This window comes from Nocardia sp. NPDC020380 (assembly GCF_044386975.1).
Classification (GTDB): Bacteria; Actinomycetota; Actinomycetes; order Mycobacteriales; family Mycobacteriaceae; genus Nocardia.
The window spans coordinates 243,428-264,868 of record NZ_JBIRVQ010000006.1 but is presented as its reverse complement, the minus strand read 5'-3'; the positions used below and the strand labels follow the sequence as shown (position 1 = coordinate 264,868).

Below are 21,441 nucleotides of genomic sequence, written 5' to 3'. Positions count from 1 at the left end.
TTGCAGGAACCGTAAGAATCAGCGAACTCACTCACGATTCACCCGAAGATTCCCGCCCGCCGCGCCGGATCCGACAGCACATCGCGAATCAGCAGACCCAGGTCGGCATCCTGCGGGACGGTGCGATACCGGACCTCGCACTGTGCGGCGCCACCCACCCCGACCAGCAGGCGATTGAAGCCCTGCTGAGTGCGCTCCCAGTGCACATCCGCGCCCAGCCGATCCACCTCGAAGGCCTGATCGCCCACCCGCAACACCAGCCCGGCCTGCTGATCCCGGTAGAGGATCACCCGCAGACCGTCCAGGTCGTCGTAGACACCCGCCAGTGAACCCGCACCCACCGGAACCGAGTTCAGTTCACCGGTCAGCGGATTCAGCATGGCGAACTCACCGAAACCGGAATGCGACCGCAAGAACACACCGGTGCCGGACGACGCCGGACCCGATGCGCGCGGGAAACGGTTGCCGCCCTTCGCACGACCGCCATTCGCCCCGCCTTGCGATTGCCCGCCCGGAGCGCCACTACCCATCGGGCCGCCGGGCAATCCGCCCGGAGCGCCGGACGCCCCATTCGTGCCATGGCCGTTCGTGCCATCGCCATAGCCACCGGACGGGTAGTCCGGCGAGCCGTTCCAGCCCGGTGCGCCGTTCGGACTTTGCGGCGGCGCACCGTTGGGTCCGCCGGGCGCGCCCGGGCCACCCGGCCCGTGCGGCATCCCGCCCGGAGCCGACGGCGAACCCGGGTAGCCCGAATTCCGGCCGTCGGGCGAACCCGGCCACTGCGGAGCACCGTTCGGCGGCTGCTGCGACCCGTTGGGCCACTGCTGAGATCCGTTGGGCCACTGCGGCGAACCACCTGGATCCTGCGGCGAACCGGGCCACGAATCCCACGGCTGCTGACCGTTCGGTGGCATCTGACCACCCGGCCGGCCCGGGTCCGGTGGCGTCGGAACGCCTGGATACGAACCACCCGGCGGCATCGGGTAGGGCGGGATCACCGGGGGCTGCGGCAGCACCGGCGGTTGCGGCTGTGCCGGCATTCCGGCACCGGGCATCCCGCCGCCAGGCATCCCGGGATCCTGCGGATACGGCGATCCGCCAGGTCCGCCGGGCCCGATCGGATTCGGCGGCTGCGGTGGGTTCGGCGGCTGCGGTGGATTCGCGTCCGGCGGCAGCGACCACGGCGCCGCCTCCTGCGACGGCTGTGGCGTGTACTGCGGGAACTGCGGATCGAACTCCCGGGGCACCTTGGGCAGATGCGACCGCACATGCTCCCAGTTCAGCCCCGATCGATCCGGATCCGGCACAGCCTTCGTGCCGGCCCCGGGGTCGGTTCCACTGCCGTCGGAACCCGGCTTACCCTCGCCGGTCGCTCCGCCGGCACCAGCACCGGTCCCACCTGAAGCCGGATCGGCGGGCGGAACCGTGCCCTCGCCCGAAGCCCCGGAAGCCTTGGGCGGCAGCATCTTGCCCGCGGTGGTGCCGTGCTTCGCCGAATCGTCGTCGCCGCTGTCCGGGGGCACCGCGCCGGTCGGCGACTCAGGCTCTGGCCGGACGACCGGCGGCGTCTTGCCACCGGACGAATGATCGGGCGTCTGCTCGCTCGGATCGGCCTCCGGCACTACGGAATTCGGCTCCTCGCCGTCCGGGTGGCCGGATTGCGTAGCGCCGCCGGGTATCCGGTTCGCGCTCGGCACCTCCGGCTCGTTCCGCGGGGCCGATGGCTCCCCGTCCGGGACCGGAGCCGGGGCGGGAAGCGCCGGCTCGGGAAGGTAGCGCACCGCGCGGGCGTCGGTGAGGGTGCCTTGGATCAGGACCTGGCTGAACTCGTCGGGGAGGTCGTAGATCGGCTTGAAGCGCCAGCCGGCGCCTTCGGGGGGCGCGCCCGTACGCCACTCCATGATCAGGCCGTCACCGTGCGCGAAAACCTCTGCCACCTTGGGGTTTCTGGTCCACGAGGTGGCGTCGCTCTGCTCTCCCAGATGCGAGGTGTGGCCCTCGTAGTCGAGGTCGAGCTCGCCGCGCGCCGGCACGATGCCCTGCAGTCCCTGGAGGTAGGCCGGGTTGACCGTGCCGTCGGGCAGCAGACGTGGGATGCCGCGGTAGAGCGCGTCGTCGTTGGGTGGCAGATTGCCTTCGTACAGCACCGCGCCGTGCACATCGGGGGTCTCGCCGGTGGAGAGAACATGGGTGACAACGGAATCGGGGTCGGGTCCGGTTTCGGCCGCGCCGTCGCCGGAGCCGGTGTCCGGCTTCGGGCCACCGCCCGCGGCGGGATCGGACCCGTTGCCGTCCGGCCCGGATCCGTCCGTGCCCGAATTCGGGTCGCCATTATCGGTTTCCGGGCCCCGGGCGCCAGAAGTCGAGCCGGTGGCGGGGTCGCCGGGGCGCGGGACGTTCTCGTCGACCCAGCGGGCGAGGGCGTCGGCGCGATGGGATTCCTCGGCCGCGCGGCGCAGGTCCTCGAAAGCGGTGCCGCTGCCGGGGCCGTTCGCCAGGACGGTCTTGCCCTCCAGATACTCGAAGGTGGGCTCGATCTTGTCGGGGGTGAGATCGATCGCGGCGACAGGCAACTCGGTTGCCGCGCGGAATTTCACGATGGCCTGTTCGAGGGCGGCGCGGGCAGCATCGCGGCACGAGGCCGCGGCCTCGTGCGGAGTGACGGCGGCCCGCTGCTCGGCGGCCCAGAGTCGCTTCAGCTCGTCCGACCACGGACCGGCGGCGGCCTTGGCCTGCTCGACCCGCTCGCCCGCTGCGCGCAAGGCATCGAGGCGAGCCGCGATATCCGCGGCGCTGCCCGACTTCGGTGGAGTAGCGGCCGACTCGGCCTCATCGGCCAGGGCCGCACGCAGTTCCTGTTGCGCCGCACGAGATTCCCGGCGGGCAGCGTCCAGCGGGGACTCGGCGGCGCGGGCGTGCGCCTCGGCGGCTGCCTCGTGACCGGCGATGAGCTCCTGGATTTGATGCACCCGCACCGTCGCGTCGTGCAGACGGTGGATGAGCGGCGTCGCCGCAGCCTGCTCCTGGGGTGTGCGCGCGTGCTGCGCGGCCTCGTCGAGCGCATTGCGGAAATGCTCGGGCGTCAGATCTGATTCGTTGACCCGCACGCCCTGCATGGCGCGCTTGCGGTCACGGACGGCCTGGTCGAGTTCGCGGCGCAAGGTGTCGACCGGCGGTTCATCCGGGCGGGCGCCGGCCATCAGCGAGTGGTCCAGCTGCCGCTCGGCAGCGTGAACCCTGGCGTCCGCGTCGTTGTAATGCTCGGCGGCCGTGCGCAGTTCGGCGACCATGGCCTCATGGTGAGGCCGCACGGCCTCGTGAACGGGCAACTGTTCGAGGTGTTCGATCGTGGCGGCCAACCGGCCGGGTGTCAGATCCCGGGCATCGACCCGGCGGCCCGGAGCACCCTCGAGATGTGGCTCGTGCGCGTCCGGGTGCGTGATGCGGGACAGCGCGTAGTCGCGACTGTTACCCGCGGACTCCAACGCCGTTCGCGCGCTGTCCAGTTCGGCCGCGGCCACGGTCGGGCGGACCGGCGGGCGCTCGGGCCGCGACGCGGTGGTGATGTCGTTGTATTCCTGCGCGAGCCGCTGCAACGCCGCGATCTCGGCGGCGCGATCTCGTACCGCGGCCCGCAGCTCGTCGACGTTCGCCTGGGTCTGGGCGTCGTCCGGGCGCTCGAACTTCTCGATCTTGCCGTCCCGGTAGGCCTCGTAGGCCTTGGCCCAGCGCTTCGGATCGTCGCCGAGTTCCAGGCCCTGGAGCTTCGCCCAGGCCGAACCCGCGAGCGACGGATCGTCCGAACTCGGTGCCTCACCGATCAATTCGTGGTTGAAGTCGCGCAACGCCGCGACCGCGGCCGCGTCCCGGATGGGCAACTCGCCCTCGGCCACGCGCGGATCGGTGTTCGGATCGAACCGCATGTTCTCGTGGAACGGGTCGATACCGCCGAGGGTGTGCGCGTACTCGGTCAACGCGGCCACCAGTTCCGGCCGTTCGAGCGAGCGGTGCATCATGTCGTTGATCGCCCGCAGCAGTGCGGGCGCCGCGATGCTCTTGCGGTCGGGCTCGAACCGATCAGCGACCTTGTTGTACTTGTCGGAGTACAGGTCCGCGGGTTCGATGCCGAGCCGCTCCGCCAGCCGGTCGCGGGCGGCCAGCGCGGCCGGCTCGTCCACACCGCGCAGGGTGGACGCGTACCCGACCAGATCCTGAACCGCTTGCAGGCGGCGCACATTGCGCATGCCCGGATCGGTCAGCGCCTCGACCATCTTCTCGGGGCTCAGCTCGGCCGGGTCCAGACCCAGCCGGTTCGACAGCTGCTGCAGGGCATCGTTCAGGTCGTTGAACGACTCGATGCTGTCGCTGCTGCGCATGAAGTCGGCGGCGCCCTCGATCTGCGCGGCGCGCAGTGCATTGTCGTGCTGCAGGGCCTTGATGGTGTCGGCCAGCTTGTCGGGAGTGAGGTCCTCCCGGTACACGGCCATCTTCTTCGCCAGCTCATCACGCGCGGTGCGCAATTCGGCCAGCGAGCGTGGCGGCTCGGGCGCTTCGTGCGGGACCGGATCCGCGGGCGTGTGCTCGACGACCCGCCAGTGGTCCGCCGGATGATCGCGCACCGTGGTGGCCTGGACCTGCTCGCCGTTCACTTCGGGCTCGTGGAAGCGCACCTCGGGGGTGTGCTCCGCCACGACGCTCAGGCGGCCCTGGTCATCCATGGTGACCGTGCGGAAATCGGGGCGCAGCCGGCCGTCATTGAGCTGGCGGCCGATCTCGGGGTGCTCGGCGAGATAGTCGGCGAGCGCCCGGGCATGCTCGCCGTCGGCGCGAATCACGGTGAGGCGCGGCGGTTCACCCGGCAGGATGGCGATGCCGTTGTCGAGTGGCGCGCCACCTTCTTCGTTCGCCCAGGATCGTGCCGCATCGTCGGCGAGATCGGTTGCCGTGCTGCGGACCTGGTCGTCGGCACGCAGGTAGTCGTCGACGACACGGCCCAGATCGGCGACCTGGGCGGCATGCTCACGCACCGCCATCCGCAATTCGGAAACGGTATGCCCCAGCCGTTCCTGGCTCAGATCATCGATACCGACACCCAGCAGCTGCGCCCAGTTCGAACGCTCCTCACGAATCTGGTCGCGCTCGAGGGCGCTCTTGAAGAGCACGCCCTCCTTGCGGGTATCCAGCTCGTCCGGGGACAGATCGTCGAAATTGCGGGCCGGCTCGCCGCCGTTGGGTGTGCCCTCCCAATCCAGGAAGCTCGAAAGCGGATCGTCCTTACCGAACAGCCCGAGCTTGCGCGCCGCCTTGCCGAGCAGTCCCTCCACCCGGGTCGGATCGCTGTGCACCAGCTCACGCAGGTACCGGCCGAGCGGATCCTTGTCGAAGAAATTGATGCTGTCGAGGAAGGGGACCCGCGCGTGCTCGGTGTTGTAGCGCAGCGCGACGTCGGCCAGCGCCTCGATCGCGCCCGCCCGGCGCAGCATCACGTACGCGGACTCGTCGACCAGGCGACGCAAGGTCGCAGGATCGGCCGTGCGCACGTCGATGCCCTGGCGCGCAGCCTGATTCAGCACTTCCTGGAGCGCTGCGTCGCGGGCATCGAGTCCGTCGGCGAGGGTCTTCGGCAACGCGTCCCGCGAGGCCGGTTGATGCTGCGCTGGGTGGGCTGCCGCCGGATCCGGCTGTGCGCCGGTATGTCCGGAGGATACGGCCGTGTGCTCGCCGGACGGTAGCTGCGGCAGGGGCTCACGCTGGGTGACCGCGGCGGGATCGGTGCCCGGATCGGTGCCCGGCCGCTGACCTGCAGTCACCGGGCTTTCCTGGTCGATCCCGGCCAGGCGCAGGTCCTCGGCCGCCCGCGCCACTGTCGCGGGATCCACCTCGCTGATCCAAGGCTGGTACTCGCCGCCGTCGCGGGTGCGCATGGGCACGGCCTCGGACGCCACGTCAGGAACCCGCGCGGTCAGGTGATTGACGAACGGCAGGTTCTCGCGCGCCTTCCAGAAGGTGGCGAACTCCTTGCCGAGCCGGGACGGATTTATGCCCAGATGGTGCAGGAAGTCGTTGTGCAGCCAGCCGCCGATCTCATTGATGATCTCCTTCTGACCGGTGCCGTCGAGACCCGAACCCGAGGCGTACTTCGGGTACTGGCCCTTGAATCCGCCACGCACGAAGTCCCACAGCCGGCGCAGGAACGGCGGGCGGACCTGCTGTTTCACGGCCGGGAGACGGTCGCCCGGCAGGTCCGGGCGGGCAGCCGGTTCCAGGTGGCGGGTGCCGTCGGCGTCGGTGCGGACGGTGACGTGGACGCGCTCGCCGTCGACCTCGAGGACCAGACGCTGGGGCGCGGACGGGTCGGGCTCGTGGAAGGTCGCCGCCATCAGGTCCGCGACATCGTTTGCACGGCGGACGGTTTCGTCACGCAGGCCGGCCAGCGTCGCCGCGCGATGCTCGGGGACGAGCCGATCGGGGTCGACACCGAGCAGACGCGCCCACTCGTCCCGGACGGCGGCCAGCTGCGCGCGCTCCAGCGGATCGGTCGCCGCATCGTGGCGGGCGGCAGCATCGTCGAGGGCCTCGATCGCACCGGCGCGCAACATGTTCCGGTATTGCAGCTCGCCCGCGACCTCCGGTAGGCGCGCCTTCGTGAGATCGGCATCGGACAGGCCGAGGCGGGTGGCGATGTCCTGACGCATCTCGTCGAGCGTCATGGCGCGGGGCTGACCGCCCGGCTGATGCGTGGGATCCGACCACGGTGCGAGCGGCAGATCGCGCGCCGCGCCGGGGTGAGAAGCATTCTGGTCCAGTGCCGGCCGGGCGGCAGCGGTCTCGGCTGCCTCGGCCTGCCGCAGGCGATCGTCGAGCCCCAGGGCACGATGCTCCGCCTCGATGGCGGCCAGCTCGCGCGGGTCGACCTCGGAGCGCCAAGGCTCCTCACCGGCATAACGCTCGTCGAACGTGAGCGGGCGGTAGTCCTCCGCACCCCGCATGGACCCGGGCCCGGCGCCAGTATCCGGATCGCCGAAAAAGCCGCGCGCCTTGGCCATCTCGGCCATTTCCTGCAGCGAGGCGAGCGCGTCCGGACGCTTCGACAACGGCTCGACCATGCCCAGCCCATCGGCCAGCTTGGCCAGATAAGCGAGCTCCTCAGGGCTGCGCTGACGCGCATTGTGCTCGAGCGGCGCATCCGCCAGGAAGTCCGCCACAGCCTTCAGCGTCGGCGAGGCCACCGCCGGATTCACCGACTCCGGCTCACCACCCGGACGCCGCAACTCGACAGTCGGCGCCTCGGAAGACGACCCAGCCCCGCCCCCGCCATGCGCACCGTCAGGATCGGGCGGCGGCAACTCGACCGTCGGATCACCCGCACCGGCAGGACCCGAGCCATGCTCGAGTTCAACCGTCGGTTCCCCTGAACCCGCAGGACCCGAGCCCTGCGGCAACTCAGCCGTCGGATCGCCAGAACCCTTCGGCGGCAGTTCGATTGTCGGATCGCCCGAGCCCTCCGGACCCGACCCATCGGGCAGTTCCAGGGTGGGATCCTCGGAGCCCAACGGGGTCGATCGCGGCGGGAGCTCCACGGTCGGATCGGTGGCGCCCACGGGACCCGAACCATGCTGAAGTTCGAGCGTGGGATCCTCGGAACCTGCTGGGACAGAGCCAGGCGGGAGTTCGAGGGTCGGGTCTTCCGAACCTGCGGGAGCCGAGCCGTGTTCGAGCTCGACGGTCGGGTCATCGGAGCCCGCGTTGCCGCCTGGTCCTGAACTGCCCGAAGGTTCTTCGGGGTCGGGGGTGCCTGCTCCAGAGCCAGGGTCGGTGCCGTTGCCGCCGGAGCCCTTGCCGGAGCCGCCGGAGCCGGACTTGCCGCCGGATCCGCCGGGATCCGGTTCGCCGGAGTCGGGTTCCTTTGCGCCGGAGCCGTTGCCACCGGGATCCTTGCCACCGGAGCCGCCGGAGCCGGGCTCGGCGCCGGATCCGCCGGAGCCGTCGGGCGGCGGTGGGGGCGGCTTGGGGCCCCCGTCGTCGCCAGAGCTGCCGCCCGGGCCGCCTCCTGGCTTGTTGCCGGCGAGGTGTTCCTCGACCCAGGCGGCGAAATCTGTTGCGCGGTTCCAGTTTTCCGCCGCGGTGCGGAGCTTTCCGAAGGCGGTGGCCGGGTCGCCGTTGTTACGGCGGATGGTCTGGCCTTCCAGCTCGGTGATGGCATCGCGGAATCCGGGGCCGGTTAGCCGGGATTCGTCGGTCGGCAGGCCGGTCGCTTCGAACAGGTCGCGTATGGCGGTCTGCAGTTCGGGGCGGGCGGCCGCGACGGCGCGGGTCGCGGCGGCCCGGGGCGTGTCGGTCGCGTTGCGAGCATCGGCGGCGAGGCGGTCGAGCTGGGCCTGCCAGCGGGCGACGTGCTCCTGCTTGTCGAGATAGTGTTCGGCGTAGTCGGCCAGGTCGAGGCGGCTGCGCTGGTCGGGCGTGAGCTGATCGCGCGGGATGTCGCCGAATTGTGCTCGGGTGGCGGCGATCCAGTCACGGGTGAGGTCGGACTCGGTGAGCGGGAGGCCCATCATGCCCGACTCCACAGCCAGCTTGGCGATGTCGGCGTCCTGCCCGGCGTACCGCAGTTCGCGCTCGGCCTGCGCCTGCGGCGATTCGCCGGTACGGACCGCCTCGATCGGCTCGGGCCGCACCGCGCCCTGGAAGTCCAGGGCGGTCTGGTAGCGGCTCACGGCCTCGCGCAGCGGATCGAGCTCGGGGTCGAGCACCAGACCGTTGTGATCGGCCCCGCGCGAGAGCCGGTCGAACTGGCCGACGATCTGATCGGCGTGCTCGGGCCAGGTCCCCGGCGCATCGGCCGCCGCGGCCACCAGATCGGCTCGCGCACTGTCAACTTCGCGCTGCCATACCTCGGCCGGCGTGTCATCGGCGGCTTCGACGGCCGCGCGCAGCTGCGCCTCGTGGTCGTTCACCCGTGCATCCGCCGCGTTGAACTCGGTCGCCGCGTGCGCCAGATCCTGGAGGTGCTGCTCGGAATTGAGCAGATGGCCCCCGTCTTCGCTGGCGCGGGTGGCCAGGTATTCGAGCGTGCTGGGCAGCCGTTGCGGGCTCAGGTCACCCTCGCGCAGCGGCCGGTCCGAGCCGGTGTCGATCCGGCCCAGAGCGGCGTCGAGTCGGTTGCGGGCCGAGTCCCGCTCCTGACGGGCCTCGACCACATCACCCGCCGCCTCGAGCGGACTCCGTTGTGGCGCAGGTGGTTCCGGCGTGGAAGTGAGCGCGTGGTGCTCGGCGGCCAGCCGCTGCAGGTCGTTGATATCGGCCTCGCGGGCGCGGACCTCAGCGCGCATGTCGTCGAGCATCTTCGCGAGGTCGTCCGGTTTGGGCCGCTCCTCCGTTTCGATCTCGCCGTCGCGGTAGATCTCGTAGACGTCGGCGAAGCGGGCATCTCTGACACCCTGGACCAGATCGACGACATCACCCACCGACAACGGGCGATGTTCGGGATCCATACCCATCACGTACTCGGCGTAGGTCACCCGCACCGCGTCCAGGTGCGCCTGCACGACTTTCTCGCGCGCGGCCTTCGCCTCTGCGACCTCCGCCGGTGTGGCGTGCTTCGGCAGGGGCTTCTCGGGTGGGAGCGGCTCCGGCAGTGACTGCAACGCCTTTCGCATCTGATCCGGCGACATCCGGTCCTGCAAGTCGGGCAGCTGCTCGTCATAGGACTTGACCATGCGGTCGATATCGTTGACGTCCACGCCGAGCAGATGCGACCACACACCGGTCGCCTGTGAGGGGTTCCCGGAAAGCGGGTGCTCACCGACGGTTTCGCTCAACAGACTGTGCAACAGTTCCGGCGCGGACCCCGGATGGATGGGCACGACGCCGTCGGCCGCGCGCGGATCGGTACTCGGATCGAAGCGCAGGTCCGGGTGGTACGGATCGATGGCGCCCAGTGCGTGCGCGTACTCGGCGAGCGCCGCGGCCACGTGCGGGCGTTCCCCCTCACGACCCAGCGCAGCCTTGACGGCACGCAATAGCGCGGGTTTGTGGGTGCTGGCGGGATCCGGCCCGTACCCGATGATCTCCGGCTTGATCTCGCTCTTCTTGTACTTGGGCCCGTACAGATCTTTCGGCTCCACGCCGAGCCGCCGCGCCAGCCGGTCCCGCGCCGCGATCCCCGCAGCCTTATCGGTCTTGGTCAGCTCCTTCGCGTAGTCCACCAGGTCGCCGATGGCTTGCGCGCGACGTGCGCGCTTCAGCTTCGGATCGGCGATCGCCTCGCCCACGCGCTGCGGCGACATCCGCTCAGGGTCGATGCCCAGCACATGCCCCAGATCGCCGAGGTTGTCGCTCAGCTTGTGGAATTTCTCGATCGCGTCACTGCTGCGCATGTAGTCCGCCGCGCCCTCGATCTGCGCGGCTCGCAACATATTGTCCTGGCGTAGTGCGGCGATGGTCTCCTCGAGGTGCTCGCCCAAGTCCATCCGGGAGGCACCTTCGAGGCGGGCCGCGACCGCATTGCGCTCGGCGCGCACCACGGCCGGATCGCGTGGCGCACTCGGCGTTTCACTCTGAACGGGCGTCTCGGGCTCAGGTGTGACGTGCCTCGGCTCGGGTTGGACGACATCCCAGGTGCCCTGGTCGCCGCGCACCATGAGCACCGGGGCGCGGTCGCCGCCCGGTTCCAGATTCGCGAAGCGGACCTGCGGTGTGGCCTCGTCGACGACGTGCAGTACGCCGTCGTCGTTCATGCCGACGGTGCGGTAATCCAGGTGCAGCTCACCGCGATTGAGCATGCCGGCGAGTTCCGGATACTTGGTGAGGGCTTCCGCCAGACGGGCGTGGTGGTCGTCGTCACCGCTGATCACGACCAGACGGTTCGGCTTGTCGAGGAGCTCGCCCGGGCGTACCCCGATCCCGGACTCCAGCATGGCACCGCCGTTGGCGTCCATCCAGTCGTGCGCCGTGCCGTCGACCAGCTCGCGGCCCTGCTGCTTCGAAGCATTGTCCAGCTCGATGAAATGCTCTATCGCAGCGGACAATTCATTCAGATGGTCACGCGCGTCCCGCACCTCCATCCGGTGCGCGGCAATGGTGCGGTCGAGTTCGGCCTGGCTCGGGCCGAGTTCGTCCAGACCAATACCGAGCAACTGCGCCCAGTTCGACCGCTCCTCTGCGAGCTGATCTCGCTTCAGGGCGTCCTGGAACAGATCACCCCGCTCGCTCTGCCGGAAGCCTTCGTCGGCATCGTCGAAGTGCCTCGCCCACTCGCCGTTGTTATTGGTGCCGACCGCGTCCAGGAAGGTCTTCCGAGGCGGCTTCGGCTGGAATCTCTTCGACGGATCATCCGGCGCGGCACCGTATTTCTCCCGCCGCCGGTCGGCTTGCGCCTGCCGGCGCTCCAGCTCCTTGACCTCGTGGACCTCACGGACGAAGCGGCCCAGCGGATTCTTGTCCTTGAAGGCGACCGGCCGGGCGGGGACCTTCGCCTCCACCTCGTTGTACTCATGCGCGACATGGTTCAGGGCCTCGATCGCACCGGCTCGGCGGATCAGCTGGTACGCCTCGTCGACGACCACGCGGCGCAGCGCGGCCGGGGAGTCGTCGGACAGTACGTACCCGTGTTCGGCAGCCAGGCGGGCCAGATCGCTCAGCGCGGCATCGCGAGCCTCGATCGCGTGCGCCACGGGCTCGGGCAAGTTCGAAGCCCAATGGTGTTCCGGCGGGGCCGGCAGCTCCGGGACCTGCGAGCCGGAGGGGAGCGCCGACGTTTGCTGCTCGCGTTCGCGGATATAGTCCGCTTCGGTGGGCATGCCGCCCAGGCGCAAGCTGGTCTCGTTCGCGGCGCGGAGTCCGGGATCCGCCTCGGAGAACCAGGGTTCGTACTCGACGCCGCGGCGGTCGCGCATGGGCACGACATCCGCGGCGATGTCCGCGACACGGCTGGTCCAGCGCTTCAGGAACGGCATCCGCTCCCGCACCTTCCAGATGGTGGCGCTCTCCTTGATCATGCGGGCGAAGGGCGCCTCCGGCATGAACTCCGTCGTCGCGGGCTTCTGCCCCGGGGCGAGGTGTTCGTTCGGATCCACTTCCACCTCGGTGGGGAAGTCGTGACCGAGCAGGTGCGCGGCGCCCTTGAGCACGTCGGCTTGTCCCTCGCCGTCGCCGTGTTCGTAGCCCGACATGTACTTGGGATACTGGCCTTTGTAGCCCTTGAAGTCGCGCCAGGCCTGCCGGAGAAATCCGACTTTCTCCTTCGGGGGACCGGGTTTCGGCTCGAAGGCCACATCCGGGCGGTCGGTGACCGCGAGCCGGTGTGTCCCGTCCGGCCCCGCGGTGACCTCGAGATGCACCCGATGACCATCGGCCTCCAGCACCAGCCGCGCTCCCGCTGCCGGGTCCGGCTGATGGAAGGTGGCGGCCAGCAGGTCGGCGACATCGTTTGCACGGCGCAGGGTTTCGTCGCGCAAACGGGTCAGCGTGCCCTGCGGATCACGGGCCAGGTGCTCGGGGTCGACGCCGAGCAGGCGCGCCCACTCGTCACGGACCGCTCCGTAAGCGGCGCGCGACTCCGGGGTGGGCGACGCGGCATGGCGGTCCACGGCATCGCTCAATGCCTCGATGCCACCGGCGCGCAGCAGGTTCCGGTACTGGAGGTCACCCGCCAGCTCGGACAAGTGCTCGGGGGTGACGTCCTCGGGGCGCAGGCCCAGGCGATCGGCCAGCTCCTGCCGCAACTCGGGCAGGGAGAACAGGCGCGGCTCGCCTTCGGCGGGACCGTGATCCACTTCGGACCAGGGCTCCATCGGTTGTGCCGGAGACGTCTCCCCCTCGGGACGCTCGACCGGCCCCGAGACGAAACGCTCCTCGGCCGACAGGGGACGGAAGTCCTCCGGTCGCAACGCGCGCGACGGGAGACCGGCTTCGGGATCACCGAAACCACCATGGGCACGGGCATTTTCGGCCACATCGCGCATGGCGGCCAGCGGATCCCGCTGCTGACCGAGGAGGTGCTCCATACCGAGCGCGTCCATCAGCTGCCCGGCATACGCCTCCTCGGCGGGCGTGTGCTCACGAATGCTGGGCGGAGCCTCGGATCGGCCCAGGTAATCGGCCACCGCGTGCAGGGCCGGCGAGGCGTCGACCGGATCGGCGGGACGCACCGCATCCGGCGACGGCAAGGTCAGTTCCTGAGTGGGGGCCCCGGAGCTGTTCTCCTCGCCGCCGGACACGTTGTGCAGCTGCGTATCCGGGAGTGTCGAACCCGGCCCGGTGCCAGGGGCCGCGGCACTCGAATCCGGAGCCGGCTCGCCCGGTCGGCCGCCGGCCTGCGCCCACAACCGATCCGCATCGTTCCTGGCGGCCTGGGCACGCTCCTCGGCCTCGGCGATACGTTCCTCGAGCATGGCATGTTCGGGACTGCCCTCGGACATCCCGTCGGCCATCTCACGCAGGAAGTCGGCGCTCTGCGCCTCCATCTCGGCATTCCAGTCGGCCTGGATGGCCTCCTCGCGCCGCAGCCAGGGGCTCCGGTTGTCGGGTGCGGATCCTGCTGCCGGACCACCGGTTTCGGGCTGTCCGGGCGGAGTCCCGTGATCGCCACCGTTCGGTTCGGGCTCGGGATTCGACCCGGCCTCGTTGCGTGGCGTCGGCGGTTGCTCGCCTCCGGAGCCACCGGCTGCCGGATCGCCGGGGCGCCCGCCCTCCGGCTCGTTCCGGCCACTGTCACCGGACTCGTTCCGGCCGCCGTCCCCGGACTCGTTCCGGCCGCCGTCCCCGGAGTTGTTCCGGCCGCCGTCCCCGGCCTTGTTCTGGCGAACGCCGGGGTTGCCCTGGTCACCGTCGCCCTCGGACTTCACCGGATCGACCGGCTCGGCAGCGGCTTCCGCGTCGCCGCGGCGGATCTGAGGCTCAACCGGACCCGAATCTCGTTGTACGCCGGGTCGATCCGATGAATCCCCCACCAGGTTCGACGGAATCGACTCCGGTCGCGCACCCGCGACATGCGATTCATCGACGGCGATCTCGATCTTCGGAGGCGGCGCGGTGCGGCCGGCGGGAGCGTGCTCCTCCACCGGGTTCGGGCCCGTCGGCCGCGAAATCGCTTCGGGCGGCATGTGATAGCCGGCCTGGATGCGCGCATGCCCGGCCATGCTGTCCATGAGGTGCCAGTACAGTACCTTCGCGGGCTCGGACGCGCGCTCGCCGTTGTATTCGACCTCCTGCAGCGCCTCGGCCATCGCCTCGCCGCTGTGGAACTCGTACTTGGCGCCGAGGCCCAACCGGCCCAGCCGCTCCGACCCGCCGCGGCTGTACCCGCTGAGCTGATCCAGCCAATCCTGGAAGGCGGCGCGGAACTCCCTGCGGCCCAGATCGGGCCGAGTCGCTTCGAAGTGGTCCCGCAGGACCCGCAATGCGGTCCGGGACGGCCGATTCCGCACCGACCCGGCCGGGGTGGCCTCGACATCCATCACGTGGGCCAGCTCGTGCACGATCACCGCGTGCACGGGCCGCCTGGCGGCGCCTCGCGGAGTGACACCGGATTTCACTTCGGCGGCGATCGCCTTCCGCAGCGTCGCGTAGTCGTGTGCGTAACGCGAGTTCAACACGACCGCATCGGCCTTCAGAACCCGCGACCCGCCCTCGAAACGCCCCGGAATCTCGTGCTCGCAGAAGGCGTAGACGTTGTCGTCCGCCATCGCCTCGATCGAGATCCGCTTCAGATTCCTGACCGCGGGGTAACGCCGCATCATGTCGTCGACGGCACGCGCGAATTCCCGTGCGACGTGCGGCTCGACGGTCGTGTCGTCGAACCCGGTGACCGTCAATCCCCAACGCTCGCCGAGCTCTTCGGCCACCTCCGAAGGAGACTTCGACGACCACTCGTCGAGCGGCAGGTTGATGGTCTGCCGCTCCTCGGGCGACGCGGCGAGATACTCCTCCCGGGGCACGCGGGGTCCCCGCTCCGATTCCGGTGGGGGGATCGGCTTTCCGTCGTCGTAACCGGTCGGCCGCTGCGTGCGAGCCGGCGCTTCGCCCTCGTGCGGCTGCGACGGATGCGCAGCAGGACGATCGCCCTCGGACGGCTCGGAACGCCTGCCGAAGCGGGAATCCCTGGGCTGCTCGCCTTCCGGCAACTGCTCGCCGGCTGGGCGGGTCTCCCGCGGGTCTGTTTCATCGGAACGGCGCTGTTCGGCCGACGCGGATTCGCGCGGGGCGTCCTCGCCGCGGACCGAGCTGGCGGCCGGATGCTCCGCGGGGAGAGGTTCCTCCGGTCCGCGCGTTTCCTGCCCCCTGTCCGATGACGGATTCTCGTCCTTCGCAAGGGGATTCGTCGCGCGATCGGGCCGGCCGGCGTCGGTGGGCGCGGGCCGGACTTCGGCGGTCGACGTCTCCTCGCCCAGCCGATCGGGAGTGACCGAGGACTCGTGTTCGGCCGGTCGTTCCGCACCAGGCCGCTCACTCGGCAGGGGCTCCTCGCGTGGTGCGCTGTCTACCGGAAGCTCGACCCCTGTACGGGAATTCGACTCATCATTTGGCGAACGATCCTGGGCCGCAGCCGCATCCCTGGCTTCGGCAGGATCACGGGTAGCTGCCGGGCTGTGGGCTTCCTGCGGGTCGCGGGTGGCTGGACGGCCTGGTGCGCCTGCCGATTCGCGGTCGACCGCCGGGGCGTGGGCTTCACCTTCCGGGGGTTCGATGCGGGTTCGGGGGCCGCCCTCGGCGGGGTGCGTCGCGGCGTGTTCCGTGAGGGCGTCGACGAGGACGTTGTGGATGATCTTGGCGGCGGTACTGGCGTTGTCGCCGTTGAGCTCGACGTCGGTGAAGGCCTCGGCCAAGGCTTCGGGGATCTCGGTGCGGGAGGTCTTTCCTTCGAAGCTGTAGCTCGATAGCTCTCGCTGCAGCCAGCGGCGGAAGCCGGCCATATTGCCGTTCTCGGCGACGAAGTGCTGGGTGAGCGCATCCATCATGCGCCGGCGGGCCTTGCCCTGGCCGGTCCAGTCCATGGCGTGCGCGAACTCGTGCAGGACCGTCGCGTAGATCGGACGGTCGCTCACGCCCGTCACATGATGGCCCGAGCCCTCGTCCAGACGGGCCATCAGGGCCATGCCATCGGGATTGCGGGCGAGATCCGCGTTGAGAGTCAGCTTCTCGGCGTACCAGCCGACATTCTTGCTCTTCTCCGGAGACGAACGCGCATAGACGCCCTCGGGGAGATCCCCGATTCCGATCGAACGCAGGTTGGTCGCGGGGTACTTCTCCATCATGGCGTCGACAGCACGCGCGTATTCGCGCAGCACCTCGACGGGAATACCGGAATCGAACCCGAAAACGTCTATGTCCCAGGTCTGTTCGAGCTTCTCGACGATATGTTCCGCATCCAGGCCCGACCACTCGTCATCGACCTGAGAGGTCCAATCGGGTCGGTGCTCCTGCGCGCCGTCGTGGGTCGCGGAATGCTCGTCGGCGGGCCGTTTCTCGTGCCGGTCACCGCCGGGTATCTCGTGCCCACTCTCGGCGCGCGAATCGGCGGCACGATGCTCCGGTTCCGCAGACCCGTCGGTGCGGCCCGGCTCACGCAGCGAATCATGCGCGGGTGCGGCCGCCTTCGGATCGAGCGACTGCGCATGCAGCTCGCCCGGGGTATCGGGACGCCCTTCCCGCGGCGGATGCTCGGGACCGGCGGCTTCGGGCGACTTCGGCTCTTCCGCGTAGGCGGGCGTCCGCTCCGAACCGTCAGCGGGCGCGGTTTCCTTCCCAGGCGACGGCCGCGCAGGTTCCTCGGCCGGGGCTTCCGGACGGTCGGCCGAATGTGGTTGCTCCTCGTCGGGACGCCGGGCGTCCGGGCGACTCTCGCTGGGCTGCTGACTATTCGGATGTTCACCGCCCGCAGGCGACTCCGGATGAGGCTCGGCCGGGACGGGACGACCGCCCTCGGCGGGGGTCTCCTCGTGGACTGGTTCCGCGGGTCCGTGTGCCGGGTCGGCGGCCTGCGCGAGCTGGGCCGCGTGCGCCAGATCCGCCTCGATCATCACCCGCGTGAGATTGTCCGTACGGTGGAACCGCTCCGCGGCATTCCGCAGTTCGGTGAAGGCCGCCTGCGGGTCGGCGCCCTTCTTCACCTTCACCTTGCTGCCTTCGAGATCCCGCATGGTGTCGTCGAGTTTGCCTGCGGCCAAATCGGATTCGGTGACCTTCAGGCCGGTCACCTGCTCCAGGTTGGCGATCGCCTCCCGCAGCTCGTGCCGGGCCACGTCGTGTGCGCGCCCGATCTCGGCACGGATGCCGGTCGGCTGCGCAGCGGCGCCCGAATGGCCGTGCCCCGAAGTCTTCGGTTCCAGGGCGTGCCGGGTCTGCTCGCTGAGCGGATCCACCGGCTTGCCATCGTCGTTGAACAGGATCGCCCGCGTGCCCTGGGTCTCGCGTGGGATCTCCGGCGGGAAGCCGTGCTCGCGGCCCGCCGCCGGATCCTTCACGACGATCTTGCCGTTCTCGTTGACCAGCAGATAGGCGTGTGCACCCACGCCGTGCTCATCGGCGGGACCGGCGTACTGGTCGATCACCAACGCGGCCGAACCCGGGCCCAGCTCCCGCAGCTGATCCGCGATCGCCTCGTGATCGCCGAAGAGACGCAGCTTGCCGCCCGCCTTCGCGACGACCTCCGATACCGACATGCCCTCCGGGCCGACGCGACGATCCGGAATTCGGATCGAATCATTGCCGGTGATCTGACGCAGCAGCTTCAGGGCGAGCTCACCGCATCGGCCGCGGTTCGGATGCGCTTCCGCCGCCGTGGCCGGATCCCGCTGCGGCGCAGTGTGGTCGGACTCCTCTTCCGGGCGCGACGACTCCGTGTGCTCCGAGGGTTCGTGCACGGAACCCGGATGCGCGGTAGTGCCGTCGCCGCGCGCGGGCTGACCGTCGCGGCGGCCGGCCGGGCGCGCCTCGGGTGTGGGGCGCTCGGCCGGGCGCCCGCCCTCGGGGGCATCGGTCCGCCGCTCGCCGGTCGGTGCGCGATGCTCGCGGGTTCCGCCGGGGTGCCCGAGCGGGTGATCGCCCAGCGGAATCGGCGGTACGAGCAGGCCATCCTCCGGTGCACCCGACTCGTGCCGGTCGTCCGGTCGAGACCCGTCGTGTGCGCGTTCCTCGGGCTCGCCCGCATCGGACTCCGGATGGCTCTCCGCCGGGTGCTCGTGCTCTGCCGGAGCAGTCTCACCGCGGACCGGCTCCGCACCACTCGCCACGGATTCGTCACGCTGCGGGGCGATTTCGGCCTGTGACTCGGGCTCGCGTGCCGCGGCAGGATCGACCGCTTCATCGGGACGCCCGGCCGATTCATCGCGCTGCGGCGAATCCCCCTGGCGTGCCGCAGGATCGGTCTCGTCGCGAACCGGCTCGTCTCCGCCCACAACGGATTCGTCACGCTGCGAAGGAGTTTCGGACGCCGGCTCCGAATCGCGGTTCGCGAGCGGCTCCGACTCCCGGTCCGGCCGACCGGCCTCGGGCTCGTCGCCGGCCGCCGGTTCGTGCGACGCGGGATCGGCAGTGTCGCCACGCTCCGGTGTGTGGGAATCCGGCTGCTCCGACGGATGTTCGGCGGTCGAACCGTCACGCTGCGGCTCGGGATCGGTGTGCGGCTCCCCGTCGTGGGCCGCAGCGGGGTCCTCGCCCGAATGTTCGGGTTCTCGCGTGGTCTCGGCGGGCGACTCGTGATCGCGAGAGGCAGCGGGTTCGGGCTGATCGCCGGATCGACCCGATTCCGGCTCATCGGCATGCGAATTCTGCTGCTCGGCAGGATGTTCGGCGTCCGGGCGGACAGCCGGATCGGCGGCGGGCTCGAGTCCGGCCCGACCGCTGCTCGGTTCGGCAGCCGGGTCCGCCTCGCGGGAGCTCGGTGCTGCCCCATCGTGTTCCGGACCCGGGTGGCTGTCCGCCGCGTCGTTCGCGGGTGCAGCCGAGTCGTGGCCTTCGCTCTCGGGGGACGTGTTCGGGTCGGCGGGCTGCGCCGCATCGGGGCCTCGCCCGGCTTCCGACGGTTGCGGATCACGCGATTCCGGGTGTGCCACCGGCGCTTCCGCGCCCGGATGGGCGGGCGCGGCATCACCCTTCAGCGGGGATGCTTCGGGAGTTCGGCCGGCGGCCGTATCCGCCGCCGCCGCGCGAGCCTGAGCTCCTGCGGCGGGACGGGATTCCGGGCCGGTGGGGCGGGCATCCGGACCCTGAGGGCGTGCGGGATCGGCGCGCGGTCCATCAGCGCGGGCGCCGCTGCCGTCGCCTGCGCGAGCGGGGGTCGCACGGGTGTCCGGGGTCGCACGCGGACCGTCGGAGGCGCCACGCGCTTCGGGGCCGGTGGAGACGCTGTGCTGGGAAACACCGGTCGCTGGGGTACCGGATGTCGTGGCCCCGCCCCCGGATGCGGCCGGAGTCGCACTACCCGGGGCCTGAGTTCCGTTGGAGGACGCGGCGATCGAGGGTTCCGCGCGGTCCGGGCCGGCGATGGACGGACCGGCCCCCGCATCGTGCGACACCGAGGGCGCGGAGCCGGCATTCATACCGGTGTCGCTGGGGACGGCCGCGCGCGCATCGGCGGGCGCGCTCGCCGGGTAGACATTCGGGGAAGAGTCGGCTGGCCCAGAGGACGAGGGCGTGGTGGAGCCGGAATCGGCCGGCGCGGGCGACGACGTGTCGGTCGAGTTGCCGCCGGTAGTACGAGCCCCGCTGTCGGCGGATGCAGCCGGCGCGGAGCTCGGTGAGGAGCCGCCGCTGGCATTCCCGGCAGGTGCGGCGGACTGGCCGGCCGGGCTCGACGCCGGAGCGGAGTTCCCGGGACCCGAGGCCGGAGCGGCGGCATTCCCCGGGCCGACACCATTTCCGGACTCGGCGGGAGCGGAGTTACCCGAGCTGCCCGGGTCGGTGACGCTCGGCGCGGGCGCGTCGTGAGTTCCCGCCTGGACGCCGGATTCGACAGCACCACCGGGGTTTTCGTGGCTTCCTGCCTGCGGCTGGGAGCCGGCATCGGCCGGGCCGCCCGCGGCGGCCGGTGCGCCGTCCGTCGCCGAGTGCGGCTGGCCGCCGTGGTCGCCGCCGGCCGCGCCGGTGTCGGTCTGCTCGGCGCCGCGGTCGGGTGAACGAGAATCCGAGCCGCCGCCGTAGCCGCCCTGGTCCCCGCCCTCGGGGCGGGCGGTGCTGCCGTCACCGGCGGTGTGGCCATCCGGTCCGGAAGTGGTTGTGTCACCGCTGTATCCGGCGGGGTGCATGCTGGATCCGCCGGAATCGGAACCGCCGCTGGTCGCGCCGTCCGAGCTCCCACCACCGAGGTCGCCGCCACTCGGCGCGCCATTGTGGCCGACGTCCGTCCCGCCGGTGGTGTTTCCCGCCATATCCCCGGTGCCGCGACTATCCGGGACGAGGCCGACATTCGACATGTCGGTGCTGACGCCCGCGCGCATGCGGGCCACGCGCGGCTCCCAGAACTGATGGGAAGCAGTGTGATTGATCCCGGAAAGACCACCGTTGGCGACGCCGCCGGTCAGCATGCGCGGATCGAAATTGGTGAAGGCGCTGCCCGCGTTCTTGAAAGCGTCGCCCCAGCCGTGCTGGTAGGCATCGAGCCCGAACTGAGCCGCGGTACCGGCCACGAATCCGCCCGCCGCACCGGCCAACCCGGCAGTGGTACCGGTTATGGCACCGGCCAGGTAATGGTTGATCGTGGAACTCTCGAAATGCTCGCCGAGCGCCTTGCCGACCTTGCCGCCCAGCACGCCACCCGCGGCCGAACTGACCGCGGTGACTCCGATCTTGCCCCAGTCCATGCCGCTGCGATGCCCGGCCGCCACCTGGTACGCCTCGATGCCGGCTTCCTGCAGTACGCCCAATCCGGCGTCCAGCACGAAGTGCCGCACCATGAATTTCGCCAGCGAGGAGCCCAGCATCTTGGCGGCGTAGGTCGCGATTCTCTCGACCGCCTCCCGGCCGATGATCCGCACCGCGACACGGGTGGCCGCCTGCGCCGCCGCCTCGGCCGCCGGCGCGGTGGGCGGAAAGATCCACGCCGCGGCCATTTCGAACGCCAGCATGGCCAGCGACGAATAGAACATGAGCTTGGTCGACTCGATCTCGGTGCCGGTGTCGTGCACCGAATCACCGATCTGGTCGTAGAAGCCCGCCAGATCCAGGATGGACGTGTTGCCGTCCTGCTTACCCCCGACCCCGGCCATGAGATCGAACTGCTTGGCCATGGCGTCGCGACCGTCGCCGTCCACGTACGCCGCGAGCGTCGCGTACTTGGCGTCGTCCATCGCCGAGACCTGGCCGCGGAGACCGTTGGCGGCGGTCTTCCAGTAGTTCGCCAGATCCCACATCTGGTCTTCGTTGCCGTCGGGCCATTGCACCCCGACGATCCAGCCCAGCCATTCGAGTTCAGAGGGCAGCTCGAGAGCCATGCGGCGCTACCTG

Annotated in this window: 1 protein-coding gene; it reads right to left on the bottom strand. The window is 70.4% G+C overall.

The genetic code is table 11. The features are described 5' to 3' along the window. Positions 1–38: 38 nt before the first annotated feature. A complete protein-coding gene (locus ACH438_RS17950; protein ID WP_397006449.1) occupies positions 39–21,428 on the bottom strand; it encodes a toxin glutamine deamidase domain-containing protein in 21,390 nt (7,129 codons plus the stop codon). Positions 21,429–21,441: the final 13 nt, after the last annotated feature.

Excerpts from the sequence above, each read along its gene's own strand:
- ACH438_RS17950 (WP_397006449.1), bottom strand. The coding sequence starts at position 21,428 with ATGGCTCTCGAGCTGCCCTCTGAACTCGAATGGCTGGGCTGGATCGTC.